This window comes from Methanosphaera sp. WGK6 (genome assembly GCF_001729965.1).
Taxonomy (GTDB): Archaea; Methanobacteriota; Methanobacteria; order Methanobacteriales; family Methanobacteriaceae; genus Methanosphaera.
On sequence record NZ_JRWK01000005.1, the window covers coordinates 32,771 to 49,607 of the forward strand.

Below are 16,837 nucleotides of genomic sequence, written 5' to 3' on the forward strand. Positions count from 1 at the left end.
CCTGGTTGATAATAATATAAATATATCTCTATTTTATAAACTATATAAAATTTGTTAATAAAATATTATCCTTTTTTAATATAATGTTCCGATAAATTCAAATCATTAAGTGTATTTATATTAAATGCTAACTCCACATTTTTAGATACATAAATAGTTTGATCTTGTTCTTCATTATTTGCTAACAATAAATTAACTCCAGTAGGTACTAAACCTTTATATACAAGAGTAGGTGTTATTTTATATTTTTCAAACAAATAATCAGGAACTGAAACACACATTGCTGGTTTGTTTCTCTTATAATAATTTTCCAACACATCACTTAATTGATCAGAAGTAATAAATGGTAAATCAGCGACAATAGTCATGACAACCTCATTTTCTTCAACATATTTCCTATTAGATAAAATAGCTGATAAATCTTCAATATAACCTTTACCTTCAGTATTCACTATTCTCACAGGAAATTTTTTTACATAATCTGCAGTACAGGGAGTATTTTTACTTACAGCTACTAATATTTTATCAACATATTTACAACCAACTAAGGCATCAATTACATAGCTTATCATTGGTTTCATATTAACCTTAATCATTGGTTTTTCATAATCCAAATCCATTCGAGTACCTTTTCCACCAGCCATAATTAATGCAGTTGTCATATTATTATCCCACTTATCCTTTTTCTAATATTATATTTATATAAACTGGCTATTAAATATTATAAATCACTTCTCACTATTTTTTAATACATCTAAAAATTAAATTATTTGAAAAATACAATAAGATTAATATAATTATAACAATAATATAAACAAATACAAAAAATTATAGGAAATAAGAATATCATGTTAGAAAATTTGAAAACAGCACTTTTATTAGGTATAATGTCAATATTACTTGTAATAATTTGTGGATTCATAGGTGCAGTTTTAAACTTTGGCCGTGTAGGTATACTTATTGGATTATTATTTGCAATTATTATGAATTTTGTATCCTACTTCTATTCTGATAAAATTGCATTATCTTCATATAATGCTAAACTTGTATCAGAACAAGAATCACCAAATTTACATAGAATCGTCTCAGATTTAGCAAAAAATGCCAATATTAAAAAACCAAAAGTAGCAATAATTCAGTCAAACGATCCAAATGCTTTTGCAACAGGACGTAATCAGAATAATGCAGTGGTAGCTGTTACTACAGGACTTCTTCAAATGTTAAATGAAGATGAACTTAGAGGTGTATTGTCACATGAATTAGGTCATATTCGAAATAAAGATATCCTAATTAGTTCCGTGGCAGCAACTATTGCAGGTATTATTGTAGCTATTGCTGATTGGGGACGCTTTGCAACAATTTTTAGTGATGATGATACAAGTACTCTTATTGGTACCTTATTAATAGCAATTTTAGCACCTATTGCTGCAACAATTATTCAATTAGCTATTAGTAGAAATAGAGAATATAAAGCAGATGCAGTTGGTGCTGAAATTTGTGGTAATCCTTTAGCACTAGCTAGTGCTCTTAGAAAAATAGAATTTGGTACTATACAACATCCTATGAGTAATGCTAAAAGTACTGATGCTCATATGTTTATTATGAATCCTTTTGGAAATGCTTCAAGTAAAATTAAAAATTTATTTTCAACACATCCTAGTACAGCAGATAGAATAAAAAGATTAGAAAATATGGTTGGAAATTAATTTATCATTCTTTTTTTATTTTTCTTTTTTATTTATTGAAATTCTTTCTTGCATTATACACATACCTTTTCTAGAACCTCCTACAGGATTTATTGGAGTTCCAAGTGAGTTCATACATCTTGCAACCATCAGAGCACCTAATGCAAGCCCATCAGAGGTAAATATAATATCATTAACTTGAGTAGATATATATTTTTCAATAAGTTCTGGTTTTTTCCCAGTGATTCCTGCTCTTCCAGTTATTCCCAGTGTTGTATTTTGAGGTAATATATTTAATTTAATTGTTTCATCAATTAATCGTTTTATCATGTATGCATATAAATCATCAATTTGAAATTGTATTTCATTAATTTGATAATTTTGTATAATTTTATTAAATGTGTTAATTAATTTTTTTTCATTATTTATTTGACATCCTATTAATCCTATATTTGATTGTTTTACTAGTTTAGAGTCTATAGTCACTAATCCAAATTCATTAACATTTGATGGTACTTTCATTATATCAATAAATTCATGTAATTTAATAGTATTGTTATGTATATTTTTCATATTATATTGAACATTACTTTCATAATTTCCCACATCTATTGTAGAATGATTTGTATCTATAATATTACATCCTCTTAATATAACATCAGAAATTCCACCAGCTAACCCTACATAATTACATAATACATTAGCATAAGGTTTTGAATTATCAATCACTTGTCCTGCTAGAGTAGTACCCATGTCAATAGATATTACAGGATTTCTATAATCAATTATAGAACTTTTTGCAGCAAGTTTAATACCTGCTGTTACTAGTTCTCCTTCCATTTCATTGGCAACCCTACCAGTTACTTTTGGTGAAGCTACACTAACAATTGATCCATCAAAAGGTATATTATTAAAAAAAGAGAATTTTCGTATGTGTTTAGGAATATTATTAATTGAAAACGGAGCTGTCATTTGTGAAGGTTTAATTCCTGCACTTAAACATCCATTAGATAATGCTTTGATAATAGAACCTAATTCTTTAGATAAAGAAGATATAGCTACAATACCTGTGGATCTTACAGCAAAATCTAAATCTGAAACAGACATATTTATCTCAGATAAGGAATCTAAAATAATATCCATTACTGCTTCTTCAATTGCTTCTTTTGATAATGGTTTATTCCATATAGTATGTCCAAATATTTCTTCATCATTTCTAGGAAGACGAATATCTCGAGTTAATCTAACTACTTTATTTAATTGATAATTCTTATTTGTTTTAATATTGGTTGTTAGAATTATAGATTTAATAGTTGTGTTTCCTAGCTCAACAGATAATACTGTGAAGTATTGTTCTTTAAGTTCCTTTGAAGAAATAATTGGTATTGTAACTTCTTGAATTGTCATAATATCATAATAGATTTTTATATGGATGAGAATCTATAGGTGTAACTCCTATTGTTTCATTTGCCTCTGCAATAAACATATCAGTCATTGCACATGCAGTGAATGCTTTTCTTGTATTTTCTATAGGTCCAAATAAAACAAAATCTCCACCAGCCATTTGTTGTATTATGTTAGCACCTACATCACATACTGGCCAAACTTCAGGGTATTCTTTTTTATATTTTTTAATCCAATCCCATGATGAAGGAACATTATGTACTCCACTACCTGCAGGATAACCAAACCTACTTTTCTCATTTAATGTTGTTTTTATAGCACTGCCCCCTCCTTGACCAAGTGGTGTAACAGCCACATCCATTAATGGTTTGAAAATACCACAATCTTCTGCAATTTCAAGTAAACCTTTATCTAATATTCCAGAACCATCTTCCCATAAACTTATTTTACCATCTACACCAGGTTGTGTTGGATTAAATCCTAAAATTATAGAAGAAGTAATATCTGATTTTGTTATAGCATCAATTTCTTCATCATCAATAGACATGTTAATTGAATTATATATTGTTCTTTCAGCGAGTCCTGCTTCTGTTACATATTCTGACCCAGCAATACGTGCATCAGCAGATGTAGAATCTATAAGAAATGGTGAATCAGATACTTCTGAGACAAAATCAATATATTTAATTAATGCTTCAGGTGTTGCGCCGAATACTTGAACTATATTAGGGTTTCCTGTTTTATCAGTCATTTCATCCATTGTATTTAATAATGTTTCTGCTTTATCTTTATCAAATACGCCTTTATTTTCATCAGACAATATATTATGACCTGCATAGAAAATTGTTCCGGCTAATACTGTAGGATATTCACCAGGTTGTCCACCTATTTTTACACCATAAATATCAAATACTTCTTGTTTTTTTTCAAATTTGAACATATTATACCTCTTTTTATTAAATTATATGAAGTTTCATTAAAATTATTACTAATAATAGTGCAATTACAATACCATATAATATTCCAATATCCCTTCCAATATATTTTCCTGTTTTTTGAGAAAATTCTCCATGTGATTCTTCTAATTTTTCTTCTAGACGACTTAATCTTTCATCAATAACTTCAAGATCTTCTTTTAAATTATCAGACATTAAAATCCTCCCTTATAATATATAATAGGAACTCCTACAAGGAGTAATGTGAATATAATTCCAATTAATATACCCTTAATTCGAGTATTTTCAATCCCTGCTATTAATCGTTGATTTCTACTAATTAGTTGCACCCTGTAATCAACAGAATCAATTAATTCACCAATATTTTTTAATAAAGTATTCATTTTATTCACATACCTGAAACTACTATTAGTACAAGAATTATTGTTAATATAAATCCTATAACAATACCTTCAATTTTTCCAGCATAGTATCCTGAAGATATTTTTTCTTGACTGGCTATTTGTTTAATTTCATCCTGCATTAATCGTATCCTATTTTCAATAGCTAATAAATTTAAAGATATTGTATCTACAGATTCCCCTGAAATAGGTGTTTCTATTTCATCATCTGTTGATTCAACGTCCTCTTCTTCAGATTCATTTAATTCTACAATCATTGCTTCTTCATCATAAGCTCCAGGATCATTATCTAAACATTCCTTTATTTTTTCAGATAATTCATCAATATTTTCATTATTAATCATACTTATAATTGAAACTTGTTCTTGAAATCGTCCAACAGCTTCAATAGGTAAGTTTTCAACAAAAGGAATTGCTCCTGGAGATCCAATTATTGATTTTTTCTCTGCATCAATACCATTTTCATATAATGCTTCTACTGTTTTTCCAGTTATATGTCCTTGAACTTCAGACCCACATATTAAAACATAGCGTATATTTGAATTTGAAATTACATTAGCCACTACTTTTTCAATACCTAAGTTTTCAGTATGTAATGGACCCGATATAGCAGCTCCTGCGTTTACTAAATCTTCATTCATATTAGAACCTAATGAAACTACAGCTACTGGACTTGTTTCATCACCCACACTATAATCTCCTGTTTCAAGAGGCCATCCTTGAATTACTTCTTTTTTATCTACCAAAAAATTACCTCCATTAATTATAATAATAAGATAATGAAAATTAATGCAATGATTACACCAATTATTATATTTGTCAATAATCCTTCTTTTTCATATACTCCTTCTCGTCCAGATTCAGATAGATTAGATGTTGTTTTAGGATTTAAAGAAGATTCTAAGTTATTTATACTCGCTTCCAACCTATCAATTTCATGTATCACGTCTTCTATTGGAAAATTTTGAGCTGTTTTTGAGCTCAAGTTATTTTTTGTCCCTATTATTCCTGAATTTACATCTAAAACTAAATCATCATCAATTATAATTGTTGTATTATTTACCATTATAACTCCTCATCATCGCTATTTGGCCAAAGTCCAGACCATCTGATAGATGCTGCTTGTTGTTTTGTGTATTTGAAATATTGTTTTATGGTTATTATCCATCCTATAAATGATATTATTAAATAAATATACCAAAAGGCATTATTAAGTAAACTAATCATTGAAACTACAATTAACATTAAAAATGCATTTGACATTGCTAGAGCTAATGTTCTATATTGATCTTCATTAGGACCCATACATGAATTATATGGATTTTGAATAGCCATTACTGTTATTATCATCAATAATATTATTAACCCTGTTTTAATCACATGATTATATATTGATATAGCATCATGTGTGGAAACTATTAATGTTGACATGGAGACAATTGATAAAGTTGCTGCTAATGCAATTAACATGAATGATTTTGGTAAAATTTCTACTTGGATTTTAAATACTGTTTTACATATTAATGCCACTATTAAACTTACAATTACTGCAATAATTAAACTAAATATAGGAAATAGTATACTTTGATTTAAGCTTAAAGATAAAAATAATCCAGCAAGTACACTTACTAAACTACATGCTGTTAACATGTAAATAATTGAAGGTACTCCAGTACCTAAACTATATTTTCCAATGTAACGTAATGTGTTTGTTCCCATGATTACTGCTAGTACTGTTGCAATTATGGAAAAAATACCTCCAATAATAGAAATACCACTTAAATAAATAGATATTGTACCAATTATTACTGCTACTAGAATTATGATTTGATGTGGAATTAAATCATCTGCCAATTACATTCCCCCTAATATTACCATATATATTATAGCTAACATTACAGAAGCTATGAAACATGAAATTGTACCTGGTATTATTTTAAGTCTAAATTTTTTATCATAGAATCCTTGTATAGTTCCACCAATATTATATGATGCTACAACTGCAATTATAAAGAAAATCATTATTGCAAGAATTGCTGAAATAGATCCACTAACAGCTATTTCAAGTGTATGTTTAGATTGAACTTCATTAAATATTGCCCAGAAAGCTAAACTTCCACCAATTCCACCCAATAGAGAACCTATCAATCCACTGATAAATGATATTGTTGGAATTCCATGTCCTGTGGTTCCAGGACTTACATATTCTTCTTGTTTAAAACCAGTTACGAGATCTTTCTCAAAATTTGCTGATGCTGGTGGAACACCTACACCATAAATATGAATCATATTTGAAAATAACATAGTTATAGACATCATAATCATAGAACCTAATGCTCCAGCTAATATAATTATTAATTCAGGTTGTGTTATAACAGATGTTGCTGCTAGAATTCCTGTAATTCCCATACCTATTGTTATCATTGGAGCACCAGTAGGTATACCTGCTGTTGTAGATAAAGCTGCAGGTGCACCACCCACAGGTATGAAATGTACACCTATTCCAATGAGTGTTGCGCCTAAGATTATACTTATTAATAATTCAATCATTATATAATTCTCCAATTATTTTTCATATTTACCATAATTAGAACGAGCTTTACGTTCTAGTATATAATTTAAAATTGTTATTCCTATTACTATTACACCACTTACAATTAAAGCTGTTGAAACATCAAATACTAAAAATATCCAGAAATTTAAAAATATGATTATTCCAAAGCATAACCCTGTTAATGGTCCTGCAAACTTAGAACAGAAATTTACAACATCAATGGAATTTCTTGAACCTAATGCTTCTTTTGTAGTTATATCCCCATTTGTAGATACTGGAATTCCAGAACCAAATTTATGATGTTGATATAACTTTTCAGCACCATAATGTATATCACCCACTGCTGAACCAATAGATCCTAGAGATAATCCTAGAAGTAATGATACTATTGGTAATGTTAATGGAATTGATGGTGTTAACATATAAACCATAATATATGAAACTATTGTAATTGAAAATAAGTTTATAAAAGCATGAGCTGCTGCTGTAGGTACGTGTTTGTATAGTACATCCATAAATAAAGGTTGATTATATAAAGCTTGACTTGTTATTCGTCCCATATATGAAGTAATTGAAAAAATAACCTGTATTCCTGTTGCTATTCCTGTAGATAAAATTAATACAACAAGTAATGGCTGGTTTAATGTTAATAATACTTGTGCTATTGCTCCAGCTATAACAGCCATTGTTCCTACAAGTAATGGTTCTCCAGATACTGCTCTATTAAATAATTTATGTAAGTTACCTATTTGTGGTGCTAGTTGAACTTGAGAATTTGGATTACTAGTAGATGCAACATCAGACTCCAAATCCTCAAAAATACCTGCAATTATTGCAAAAAAGCTCATCAAGATAACTAAACCAAGATTATATAGTATATCCATATGTTTACCCCAATTTAATTACCATATTTTATAATTGCATTCTCAACTTTATCAATAATTTCATCCAATTTTTGTTGAGTGCATGATTCACCACGAATAACATCTGTTATTAATTCAACAATAGTCCCTTGTGTTTCTGGTTTTTCAGGCATTACCCCTGCTGTTTTTACTCCAATTTTAGCAAAATCTTCGAAATCAACTGGATACTGTGATATTATAATAACAGGTTTATTGATATTTTTTAAAACATGCCTTGCTTTGTAAATAATATGATTTTTCACTCCACCAAAGTGGATTAAAACTATTTTATGTCTGTTCATTTGAGAAATTTCTTTTGGTGTTACACCAAATAACCCCTGTCCTCCACCAGTTGGTGTGTCTTTTGGTACTCCTGATCCTGCATTAAGAACTAATGTGCTTGTTTGAATATTTGCTTCCCTTAATGCAAATGTTATTTCACAAACAGGTTTAGTAATATGTCTACGACCGGGGGACATTGCTACAGCCAGTAAATCATCACCACATTGAGCATATGTACCACGCTGTGCAATTCCACCTCCTTCACCAATACCTCTTGTTTCACGACAATCAACAATATGTGTACTCTTTCCAATCATTTTTACTACCTTATTAAATCATTAATAGTTTCGATTTTTAATTAATATATAAATATATGATTTACATTAATTATAAAATTTTATTTTAAAAAGAGTTATTGTTAAAAAACATAGATAAAATAAGATTGAAATTAGTTTTCAAAAAATTTAAATTTGTAACAGGATATTATTATGAAAATTATATTATTATATTCAATGTAACGATACTATTAAAACTCATAATTTAGAAATACATATGTATGCAAATAATGGCTGATGTTGGGGGAATTCCCGGTAAAAACTGTAGAGGTTTCTGTGAATATTGTTATTTTAAAAATGTTCGAGAAACAAAAATACTAGGTTGTAAAAACTGTCCACCAGGACAAATTGGATGTTCACATTGTACAACCGATACAAATATGAAACGAGATTATTTCCCAGCATATCAAGTACTAAGTACATTACAAACAAACATATTTCAAACAGAAATTCCTAAAGACACATTAGTTAATATTACTGGTGATGGTGATGTGAGTTGTTATCCTCATTTAATTGAATTAACCCAAGGAATACAGGATATGGGATTATCTTCTCATTTAGGTTATACTAGTGGAAAAGGAATTGATGATCCTGCTATTGTTGACAAATTAATTAATAATAATGTTATTGAAACTACATTTACTGCATTTTCAACAAATCCAGCACTTAGAAAAACATGGATGCATGATCCAACTCCTGAAGCATCCATTGAATCCTTGAAACGATTTTGTGAATCATGTGATGTTCACGCAGCATCTATTATAATCCCTGGTGTTAATGATGGGGAGGAATTAGCTAGAACTTGTGAAAATCTTGAAAGTTGGGGTGCAAAAGCATTAATTTTAATGCGATTTGCTAATACTAGAAATCAAGGTTTAATATTAAATAGTGATCCTGTGATTCCCGGAATTAAAGAACAAAGTTTAGCTGAATTTGAACAACTTGTAAGAAATACTGCAAAAGAATATAATTTACGTGTTACTGGAACACCTATTTGTGATCCTGAAACAGATAGTCCTTATGCATTATCTAAAGATAAAAATAAGGAATATCTTGAAATATTAACAGATATTAGAGCAGAAGCTACACTTATTACTAGTAAAATATCGGCCCCCTATATTGAAAAAATATTAGAAAATCTTAATGCATCTGATTATGTTAATGTTGTTGCTACTGAACAAGAAATCGCTTGCTTAATTACTGAAGATGATTTGAAATCATTGGATTTAGGAGAAGTTAAAGATACTGTTATAATTCCTGGTAGATGTTTTGTACATGATTTAAGAGCTGAGGAAATATTTAGATCTGATGGTAAATTCCGTCTTGTACATAGAGGTCCTGATATGTTAACATTAGATGGAGAAATGACTGGAAGTATGAATAAAAATGATGTTTTGAAAAATGAATTAATGGCATTCGAAGAGTTAATTGAACTAATAAATTACATGGGTGTACATATATAATAAAGGGATAATATATGAAAGGTAAATTAATTGGAGATATATTGGTCGTTAAAAAAGAACCAGATAATTTAGAGGAATTAATTAAGTTTCCCTACATTAACAGAGTTGTAAAACTCGGACAAATACACGGCCAAAAAAGAGAACCTGACATTGAAATGATTTATGGTGAAGGTACCGAAACTATTCATAAAGAGAATTATTGTAAATTTAAAATTGATGTTGCGAAGGTAATGTGGTCTAAGGGTAATACTGGTGAGCGTCAACATATGAGTACATTACCAGATAGTAATGAAACAATTATTGATATGTTTGCAGGAATTGGTTATTTTACAATACCTATGGCTGTACATTCGAAACCGAATAAAATTTATGCTATAGAAATTAATCCAGTTTCATATAATTTCCTATGTGAAAATATTAAATTAAACAAAGTAGAAGATATTGTTGAACCAATTCTTGGTGATTGTGGTCTTCAAGATTTTAATCATGTTGCAGATAGAATTATGATGGGCTATATTGGTACAACACATCATTACTTAGATAGTGCAATAAGTTATCTTAAAAAAGGAGGTATTATTCATTATCATGAGTCAACACCAGAACCTATACTATTTACACGTCCAGTTGAACGTGTTAAAGAAGCTGCAGCAAAACAAGATAGAGAAATAGAAGTTTTGAATAAACGTTCTATTAAAAAATATTCTCCCGGTGTTTATCATACGGTTGTAGATATAAAAGTCAATTAGTTTCAATTCGTTTTTGAAGTTTAACTGTTTTTTCATAAACTTCTTCTCTTAAATAATTTTTATTAATATATTTTTTATATACTGGTAATCTTTCTACTAGATTATAATTAATACTGTTTAATTCTTGTTTTATTTCATCTATTTTTGGCCATGGTGCATCAGGATTTACATAATCTTTTGTTATTGGAGATATTCCGCCAAGATCATCAGCCCCTGCTATTGTAAAAATAGATATGAGTTTTTGATTTAAATTGGGTGGTATTTGTATACTTACATCAGGAAACATTATATTAGATAATATTGTTAATTTAATTAAGTCAATGATGGGTGGTTCTGGATAATTTTCCATAGGTATTCCTTTTTTTGGTGTGAAATTTTGTATAATTATTTCTTGTATGTGTCCATATTTTTCATGTAATTTTTTGATTTCGAATAATGAGTCAATATGATCTTCTTTTGATTCTCCAATTCCTATTAGTAATCCTGTTGTAAATGGTATTTTTTCTTTTCCAGCATTTTTAATATAATTTATTCTTTTTTTAGGATTTTTACCAGGACTATCTTTATGTGCTATTGTTTTTAAGAGAGATTTATTTGTTGTTTCTAGCATTAATCCCATTGATGCATTTACTTTAGCTAGCTGATGAAGTTGATCTTTAGATATAATGCCCATATTTGTATGAGGCAGTATGTCATAATTATTTAAAGTAGCTTTAGATAGTTTATACACATAATCAACCATTGTTTCACAATGATATTCTTTTAATTTTTCTTGAATTAATTCATTTTTATCTGCAGATTCACCAAATGTAAATAATGCTTCTGTACATTTGTAATTTATAGCATTGAATATTTGTTGATCAACTTGAGTAGGATTCATTAATAAAATATCAGTATTTTCAGGAGTTTCTTTAAAAGTACAATAACCACAATTATTTTGACATATATGAGTTAAAGGTAGAAAAACATTTCTTGAAAATGTAATATTATTGTTGAATCGATTTGTATTGATTTTTTTAAGTAAATTAAGTATATCTGGCAGATTAAAATCTAAAATATTTCGTGCTTCTGTTTTAGATAAAGTCATAAAGAAAATCAACCTCTGAAAAAAAAATTAAATTAGATTAATTAATCTTCTTCAAGTGGATGTAATTTTACAACCATTGTTTCTACAAACATTGGTCCAAATCCTGATTTATCCATCCACATAACTACATAAATTCCAATATCTTCTATTTGCCCCATTAAATAATCAGCTACAAAACCTGTTATTTCAAATGTGTGTTTTAATTTTTCAATTCCTGCAACACCATTTGATTCATCAAAAACTTCAGTTGTTTTCCTAAATGTTGCATCTACTTGTTCAATCATTTGCCTAGATTTTTCAGAATTAACTTCCACTTTTGTAATATTTAATTCATTGAATAAATCTGTTATTTTTGGAATTATTTCATCAGGTTTTAATTTTGTTCCAGAAGTTCCTCTAATAATCATTGCCTCTGGATTATGAACCACTGGTTTTGAACCTTTGAATGCATCTAAATAATCCATTATTTGTCTTGATAACTCCATTACTTCCATAAAAAATACCTCTTTAATTAATCTCTTCTCTTAGTTCACCAAGAGATGCTGTTTTTTCTGCATATGCATTATGTTGATGTATACTTTCCTGATTTACTTGTTTGATTGTTACTGTTGAATTATCTGGTAAATCAGGATATTTTTCTAATAAACCCTTTGCCATATTACGAACACAATCTTCTACAAAAACAGGATTTTGATGAGCATTAGTAACAATTCTATTTTCGTCAGGTCGTTTTAGAATTTCACAAACAGGAGAACTCATTGCATTTTGAATAATTGTTATTAAATCATCCACATTTACTTCTTGTTGTTCTGATACTTCTAAAAGAATAGTACCTATTCCTCTTTGATTGTGTGAAGCAAATGTTACAACATTTAATACTTTTTCAGTAGTTTCTTCATCTAGAAATTCTAATAATTTCTCTTTTGAATCTTTCTCAACAGATTCTTGTGCACATGGACAAACAGTCATTCCAACTACTTCAGCACCAATCATTTTTCTTATTTTAATATTACCATCATCATCTTTTAATGCAACAGCTTTTGCTATAATCTGAGTTGTTTCCTGAGTTTTTCTTTTTGTTACAGGAGATAACTTATTTATTATATATTCACTTCTTGCTTCTGTCTCTGCACATACTGCATACTCATGTTTTTCAAGTAATTTTTTTACAATATTCGCACATATAGTTTCCATATGTACTTCAGATTCATACTCCATTTCATTTACTATTTCAGAGATTACTTCTGGATTTCTTGACATATGTACTCCTTTCTGAGTACTTGGCAAATCCACAAACGCATTAAATGTTGGTAATAAAATAATAGGTCTTTTATCTTCTCTTTTTATTTTTAATAGTTTTTTTACACCTGTAACACCTACCCTAGTTAATGAAATTGGAATAGTAGGTTGTTTATCTTGAGTATCTGGAAATTCTGGAACTAACATTATTTAAATCGCTCCCCTCTATTTTTTTAATAATTTATTAAAACATGAAAATTAATAATTTTTTTTATTATATTGATAATTATAATTTAATATCTTTTTCTTAATATTCATAGATAACTCTTAAAGAAATATGATTTGTAGATATTGAATAAAATATATTCTAAAATAAAAAAGATAATAAAAAAAATAGTAAGAATCTAATGATTCTTATGAAAAAATAACAAGTCTGAGAAATTAACTTTCAAAATTAATCATAGATGAATTTAATTCTTCTTTGACTATGTTAAGTACTGTTTGTGTATATGTTCTAATAACAATTTCTTCTTTTAATAATAATTTAATAAATTTATTTAATTCAAATGTATTTTTAAATTTAGCAACAATAATACCATCAAATTGTCCTGTTACATCATATACTGCTAATAAATTATCTTTAAATTCTTCTTTATCAGCTAAAAAAGCTATTGTTCCACTTTTTATTTCTAAACCTATGATTGCAGTTAATGTATAACCTAATTTCTCATGATCAATTACTGGAACAAACTTATTTATTATACCAGATTTTGTTAGTTTATCAACCCTATTATGAATAGTTCCTACTGAAACTCCTAATTCTCTGGATATTTTCCTATAAGACTTACGTCCATCATCACTTAATAATTCTAATATTTGTTTATCTAAATTATCCATAGATAAAGCCATATTTTCTGGTTCTGCACCATATTCAGTATACATGTCATCCATAGTAATCCCTTTTGATTATCCGTATTTTTTTAAATAAAATTCTAATTTATAGTTTCCTATATTCTATTGAAACTATAGATAACTTATCTTATAATTATCCATATTTATATAGTTTTTGAAAAAAATCAAAAAAATAATTAAATGAATAAATTATTTACAAACATATACTATTAGTTAAAAAAATTTGTTTAAAACAATATCTCTTAAATAACTAATATATATTGTAAAAAAAATAGGAAAACTAATAAAATCATAGTAGATATATTACACCTACTATTTTTTTCTTAAACAAATATTGGAAAATAAAAAAAAATATTTATAATAAGACATTATGAACAATTGTTGAAATAATACATATTACTAACAGTAAAATCCATTAGATTCATCTAATTATATTTCTCATTTTAGGTGTAATCTCCTTTTTAAATTAGTATTATTCCTCTTTGTAGTTATGTTTACACTAGAAATTAACTGATTATAACAAAAATATTACTTTTTATAATAAATTTTTGATTATAGATTACATGTAAAATTATTAAAAAAAAGATTAAAAAGTTAAAAAAATATATACATATAATAATAAGGATTAAAATTTAATAAAATAAATCCTAAAAACAAAAGGGTGAAAATTAATGAAATGGTATGTAGCATTTATCATTATCATTTTTCTACTTATAGGATTAGTTTATGTCACATCTGAACAAACATCCGATGATGTTGAACCACTAGGACGTTTAGCTTTTGTAAAAATTGCAAATCCCGACATGTATCCAGAACATGTTCATGCAAATCTTTTAGCACAATATGCTGAAGAACATGGCTCCAAATGTGCTATAGTATTACATTATGCAGGTAGTTCTAATTATAGAAATTTCATGAATGGAAATATTTACATTATAGAAATGGCATTTATGGATACTGCAGGTGCTCAAGTAAATATTGATTGGAACCAAGTATTAGATTATGGTATAAATGGTGTACCTGACGATAAATGGAATTATAAAGTAGATGGTGAAATATATGATAATTTTGATGATGCCTGGTCCAGAGTAATGGAATTAGCTTCAGAACATGGTCAAGAAGGACCTATGCCAATGGTATGGCATGGAACTGTACGTCAAGGAAGTATATTTGTAAATCCAGGATGTGGATTCCCATTATATTACCAAGTATGTTGTAAACAATTTGGTCACATGGGTGGAATTCTACATGCTGCAACAGGATCTATATTCCCTTACTTTAACAATCCATACAGATCATATGAAATACAACATGCATCAGAATTACAATATTATTACACACATAACATGTTAAATTATGAATAAATTAGTAAAAATTACTAGTTTATTATTTTTTTAAAAAAAAATAGTTCGAATAGAACTAAGCTTCAACACCTAGTTTTTCTTCTTTTATATCAAGAATTAATTGTTTTAATTCATCTAATGGCATATTTGTTCTAAGTCCTGTTAATTTAAAATGAGTTCTTGAAATAAAATAACCCCTACTTCTAATTTCATCAATAACATCATTGATTTTAGGTGAACTTATTTTTAATTTCTTACAGATTTTATGAATATCATAAAAAGTTACTGGCCCTTCTGCTTCCTCATAACAACTATTGAATAACTTTAATAATTCATCTTTCTTATTTAATTCTAGATTTTCAGCAGTTTTTATCATATTCCCTAAAAAATCTTTATCCCATATAGAACCTAACCATAATGGTCCTGCCACATCATATTTACCCTCACAATTTGGACAACTCTCAGGAATAGTTGGTGCATACCCATGAATTAATTCTCTATGTAAACAATTTGGACAATGAGCTATAAATCCAATATTATCAAGAGATTCATTTGTCTTTTTACCTCCTCTTTTTACAATTGCATAAATTCTCATATAATGTTCAGTACTATGTGAAAATAGTATATGTAAATATTTTTGATTAACTGCAAGATTTCTTGCAATTGATGCTGCTAATATTCTTATCCCATTTTCATGACAATACTCTGTTTTTTGAGGCTCTGCACCATACTTTCTAAGACAAGGATCATGATAAGTTCCACATAAAGCTGAAGTATCTGTTGCACTTATACATATTAATCCACCAGGCCTAATATTTGCAGCAGTTGATTGAATAAACATTGCAGGTGTTCCAAATGGATCTATATCCACAACATCAAATAATCCCTTATTGGATTGTAATAGTATATTAGCATCATTTTTTTGAACATCCACATTTGAAATGCCATTAAGTTCCATATTCTTTTTAGCTATTTCTACTGCTAATGGATTTACATCACCTACCACAACACTTTCAACACCAGGTATTTCTTTAGAATATCTTGCACCTCTAATACCTGTTCCTCCAAAAGCATCACATATCGAAATATCATGATCTACTTCTTTTCTATACTGATTAATTACTACAACCGATATATCCCTATTCATTTCCATTACAGGATTATAAAATACAGGTGCCTTTGCTGATACTTTTTCAAAATCAGGCACTTCTATTTTAACTAATCCTTCTTCAATAATATGTGTATCCATTCATGTTACGTCCTAAATAATTAAAATATTAAATTATTAAAATCTATATTATTCTATTATATTATTTAGATATAAAAAAAATTAGGTAATTTAGAATTAAAATACAAGAATAGTGAAATAATTAAAATTAAATAACTACAAACTAAAAATGAATAATACTAATATTCTTATAGATTAAATTAAAAATATTAAAACAGAACTTAAAATTCAAATAAGTAATCATTATTATTACTTAGATTAAAAAAAGTTAAAATTAATATAAACAATTATTTTTATTAT

Annotated in this window: 20 protein-coding genes; 4 read left to right on the top strand and 16 right to left on the bottom strand. The window is 27.9% G+C overall.

The features are described from left to right. Window positions 1–65: 65 nt before the first annotated feature. Window positions 66–662 (bottom strand): NTP transferase domain-containing protein, encoded by a 597-nt coding sequence (locus NL43_RS03555; protein WP_069592676.1) that lies wholly within the window; start codon window positions 660–662, stop codon window positions 66–68. A 186-nt stretch (window positions 663–848) separates the two neighbouring features. Between NL43_RS03555 and NL43_RS03560 the strand changes: the two genes are divergently transcribed. Further along, window positions 849–1,706 carry a zinc metalloprotease HtpX gene (locus tag NL43_RS03560; RefSeq protein ID WP_084790386.1) on the top strand — a complete coding sequence of 286 codons (858 nt, stop codon included), beginning with the start codon at window positions 849–851 and terminating at the stop codon, window positions 1,704–1,706. Between the two features lie 15 nt (window positions 1,707–1,721). On the opposite strand, the gene NL43_RS03565 is transcribed toward NL43_RS03560, so the two are convergent. From NL43_RS03565 to mcrC, 10 genes are read right to left on the bottom strand one after another with little or no spacing between them, the layout of a single operon-like run. Continuing rightward, window positions 1,722–3,092, bottom strand: a complete 1,371-nt coding sequence (locus NL43_RS03565; RefSeq protein WP_069592678.1) for a methanogenesis marker 14 protein — start codon at window positions 3,090–3,092, stop codon at window positions 1,722–1,724. Between the two features lie 4 nt (window positions 3,093–3,096). After that, entirely contained in the window at window positions 3,097–4,029 is a 933-nt protein-coding gene (mtrH, locus tag NL43_RS03570) for a tetrahydromethanopterin S-methyltransferase subunit H (protein ID WP_069592679.1), read from the bottom strand. 16 nt (window positions 4,030–4,045) lie between these two features. Then, window positions 4,046–4,240 (bottom strand): tetrahydromethanopterin S-methyltransferase subunit MtrG, encoded by a 195-nt coding sequence (gene mtrG / locus NL43_RS03575; protein ID WP_069592680.1) that lies wholly within the window; start codon window positions 4,238–4,240, stop codon window positions 4,046–4,048. After that, window positions 4,240–4,428 carry a tetrahydromethanopterin S-methyltransferase subunit F gene (gene mtrF, locus NL43_RS03580; RefSeq protein ID WP_069592681.1) on the bottom strand — a complete coding sequence of 63 codons (189 nt, stop codon included), beginning with the start codon at window positions 4,426–4,428 and terminating at the stop codon, window positions 4,240–4,242. Before mtrF ends, mtrG begins: the two co-directional genes overlap by 1 nt. A gap of 5 nt (window positions 4,429–4,433) precedes the next feature. Beyond that, a complete protein-coding gene (gene mtrA / locus NL43_RS03585; protein WP_069592682.1) occupies window positions 4,434–5,192 on the bottom strand; it encodes a tetrahydromethanopterin S-methyltransferase subunit A in 759 nt (252 codons plus the stop codon). Window positions 5,193–5,209: 17 nt separating this feature from the next. After that, window positions 5,210–5,512, bottom strand: a complete 303-nt coding sequence (gene mtrB, locus NL43_RS03590; RefSeq protein ID WP_069592683.1) for a tetrahydromethanopterin S-methyltransferase subunit MtrB — start codon at window positions 5,510–5,512, stop codon at window positions 5,210–5,212. Then, a complete protein-coding gene (mtrC, locus tag NL43_RS03595; protein WP_069592684.1) occupies window positions 5,512–6,300 on the bottom strand; it encodes a tetrahydromethanopterin S-methyltransferase subunit MtrC in 789 nt (262 codons plus the stop codon). The genes mtrB and mtrC overlap by 1 nt, the downstream gene beginning before the upstream one ends. Beyond that, a complete protein-coding gene (gene mtrD / locus NL43_RS03600) occupies window positions 6,301–6,996 on the bottom strand; it encodes a tetrahydromethanopterin S-methyltransferase subunit D (RefSeq protein ID WP_069592685.1) in 696 nt (231 codons plus the stop codon). It lies immediately after the preceding gene. A 15-nt stretch (window positions 6,997–7,011) separates the two neighbouring features. Beyond that, window positions 7,012–7,884 carry a tetrahydromethanopterin S-methyltransferase subunit E gene (mtrE, locus tag NL43_RS03605; protein ID WP_069592686.1) on the bottom strand — a complete coding sequence of 291 codons (873 nt, stop codon included), beginning with the start codon at window positions 7,882–7,884 and terminating at the stop codon, window positions 7,012–7,014. Window positions 7,885–7,898: 14 nt separating this feature from the next. Continuing rightward, a complete protein-coding gene (mcrC, locus tag NL43_RS03610; protein WP_069592687.1) occupies window positions 7,899–8,501 on the bottom strand; it encodes a methyl-coenzyme M reductase I operon protein C in 603 nt (200 codons plus the stop codon). 239 nt (window positions 8,502–8,740) lie between these two features. On the opposite strand from mcrC, the gene mmp10 reads away from it, so the two are divergent. Both mmp10 and NL43_RS03620 read left to right on the top strand, forming a co-directional pair. Continuing rightward, window positions 8,741–9,982, top strand: coding sequence for a methyl coenzyme M reductase-arginine methyltransferase Mmp10 (mmp10, locus tag NL43_RS03615; RefSeq protein ID WP_069592688.1), 1,242 nt, complete (start codon window positions 8,741–8,743; stop codon window positions 9,980–9,982). A 14-nt stretch (window positions 9,983–9,996) separates the two neighbouring features. Beyond that, the gene (locus NL43_RS03620) at window positions 9,997–10,728 is read left to right on the top strand and encodes a class I SAM-dependent methyltransferase family protein (protein WP_069592689.1); all 732 of its coding nucleotides are present in this window, start codon (window positions 9,997–9,999) and stop codon (window positions 10,726–10,728) included. Here the strand turns inward: NL43_RS03620 and cofG are convergent. The 4 genes from cofG to NL43_RS03640 all read right to left on the bottom strand — a co-directional run bounded on the left by cofG (window position 10,721) and on the right by NL43_RS03640 (window position 14,005). Continuing rightward, a complete protein-coding gene (cofG, locus tag NL43_RS03625; protein WP_069592690.1) occupies window positions 10,721–11,815 on the bottom strand; it encodes a 7,8-didemethyl-8-hydroxy-5-deazariboflavin synthase subunit CofG in 1,095 nt (364 codons plus the stop codon). The genes NL43_RS03620 and cofG overlap by 8 nt on opposite strands. Window positions 11,816–11,856: 41 nt before the next feature. Then, entirely contained in the window at window positions 11,857–12,309 is a 453-nt protein-coding gene (locus NL43_RS03630; protein ID WP_069592691.1) for a DUF2120 family protein, read from the bottom strand. Window positions 12,310–12,322: 13 nt separating this feature from the next. Then, entirely contained in the window at window positions 12,323–13,261 is a 939-nt protein-coding gene (mptA, locus tag NL43_RS03635; protein ID WP_069592692.1) for a GTP cyclohydrolase MptA, read from the bottom strand. 234 nt (window positions 13,262–13,495) lie between these two features. Continuing rightward, complete coding sequence (locus tag NL43_RS03640) at window positions 13,496–14,005, bottom strand: Lrp/AsnC family transcriptional regulator (protein WP_084790388.1); 510 nt, start codon at window positions 14,003–14,005, stop codon at window positions 13,496–13,498. Window positions 14,006–14,637: 632 nt separating this feature from the next. Here NL43_RS03640 and NL43_RS03645 point away from each other — a divergent pair. Further along, complete coding sequence (locus NL43_RS03645) at window positions 14,638–15,330, top strand: hypothetical protein (protein ID WP_069592693.1); 693 nt, start codon at window positions 14,638–14,640, stop codon at window positions 15,328–15,330. Window positions 15,331–15,385: 55 nt separating this feature from the next. Here NL43_RS03645 and NL43_RS03650 read toward each other — a convergent pair whose 3' ends face one another. Further along, window positions 15,386–16,558 (bottom strand): tRNA (guanine(10)-N(2))-dimethyltransferase, encoded by a 1,173-nt coding sequence (locus NL43_RS03650; RefSeq protein WP_069592694.1) that lies wholly within the window; start codon window positions 16,556–16,558, stop codon window positions 15,386–15,388. Between the last annotated feature and the right edge of the window lie 279 nt (window positions 16,559–16,837).

What these genes read in the sequence shown, in the direction of transcription:
- NL43_RS03555 (WP_069592676.1), bottom strand. Translation starts at nt 662, where the DNA reads ATGACAACTGCATTAATTATGGCTGGTGGAAAAGGTACTCGAATGGAT.
- NL43_RS03560 (WP_084790386.1), top strand. Translation starts at nt 849, where the DNA reads ATGTTAGAAAATTTGAAAACAGCACTTTTATTAGGTATAATGTCAATA.
- NL43_RS03565 (WP_069592678.1), bottom strand. Translation starts at nt 3,092, where the DNA reads ATGACAATTCAAGAAGTTACAATACCAATTATTTCTTCAAAGGAACTT.
- mtrH (WP_069592679.1), bottom strand. Translation starts at nt 4,029, where the DNA reads ATGTTCAAATTTGAAAAAAAACAAGAAGTATTTGATATTTATGGTGTA.
- mtrG (WP_069592680.1), bottom strand. Translation starts at nt 4,240, where the DNA reads ATGTCTGATAATTTAAAAGAAGATCTTGAAGTTATTGATGAAAGATTA.
- mtrF (WP_069592681.1), bottom strand. Translation starts at nt 4,428, where the DNA reads ATGAATACTTTATTAAAAAATATTGGTGAATTAATTGATTCTGTTGAT.
- mtrB (WP_069592683.1), bottom strand. Translation starts at nt 5,512, where the DNA reads ATGGTAAATAATACAACAATTATAATTGATGATGATTTAGTTTTAGAT.
- mtrD (WP_069592685.1), bottom strand. Translation starts at nt 6,996, where the DNA reads ATGATTGAATTATTAATAAGTATAATCTTAGGCGCAACACTCATTGGA.
- mtrE (WP_069592686.1), bottom strand. Translation starts at nt 7,884, where the DNA reads ATGGATATACTATATAATCTTGGTTTAGTTATCTTGATGAGCTTTTTT.
- mcrC (WP_069592687.1), bottom strand. Translation starts at nt 8,501, where the DNA reads ATGATTGGAAAGAGTACACATATTGTTGATTGTCGTGAAACAAGAGGT.
- mmp10 (WP_069592688.1), top strand. Translation starts at nt 8,741, where the DNA reads ATGCAAATAATGGCTGATGTTGGGGGAATTCCCGGTAAAAACTGTAGA.
- NL43_RS03620 (WP_069592689.1), top strand. Translation starts at nt 9,997, where the DNA reads ATGAAAGGTAAATTAATTGGAGATATATTGGTCGTTAAAAAAGAACCA.
- cofG (WP_069592690.1), bottom strand. Translation starts at nt 11,815, where the DNA reads ATGACTTTATCTAAAACAGAAGCACGAAATATTTTAGATTTTAATCTG.
- NL43_RS03630 (WP_069592691.1), bottom strand. Translation starts at nt 12,309, where the DNA reads ATGGAAGTAATGGAGTTATCAAGACAAATAATGGATTATTTAGATGCA.
- mptA (WP_069592692.1), bottom strand. Translation starts at nt 13,261, where the DNA reads ATGTTAGTTCCAGAATTTCCAGATACTCAAGATAAACAACCTACTATT.
- NL43_RS03640 (WP_084790388.1), bottom strand. Translation starts at nt 14,005, where the DNA reads ATGGATGACATGTATACTGAATATGGTGCAGAACCAGAAAATATGGCT.
- NL43_RS03645 (WP_069592693.1), top strand. Translation starts at nt 14,638, where the DNA reads ATGAAATGGTATGTAGCATTTATCATTATCATTTTTCTACTTATAGGA.
- NL43_RS03650 (WP_069592694.1), bottom strand. Translation starts at nt 16,558, where the DNA reads ATGGATACACATATTATTGAAGAAGGATTAGTTAAAATAGAAGTGCCT.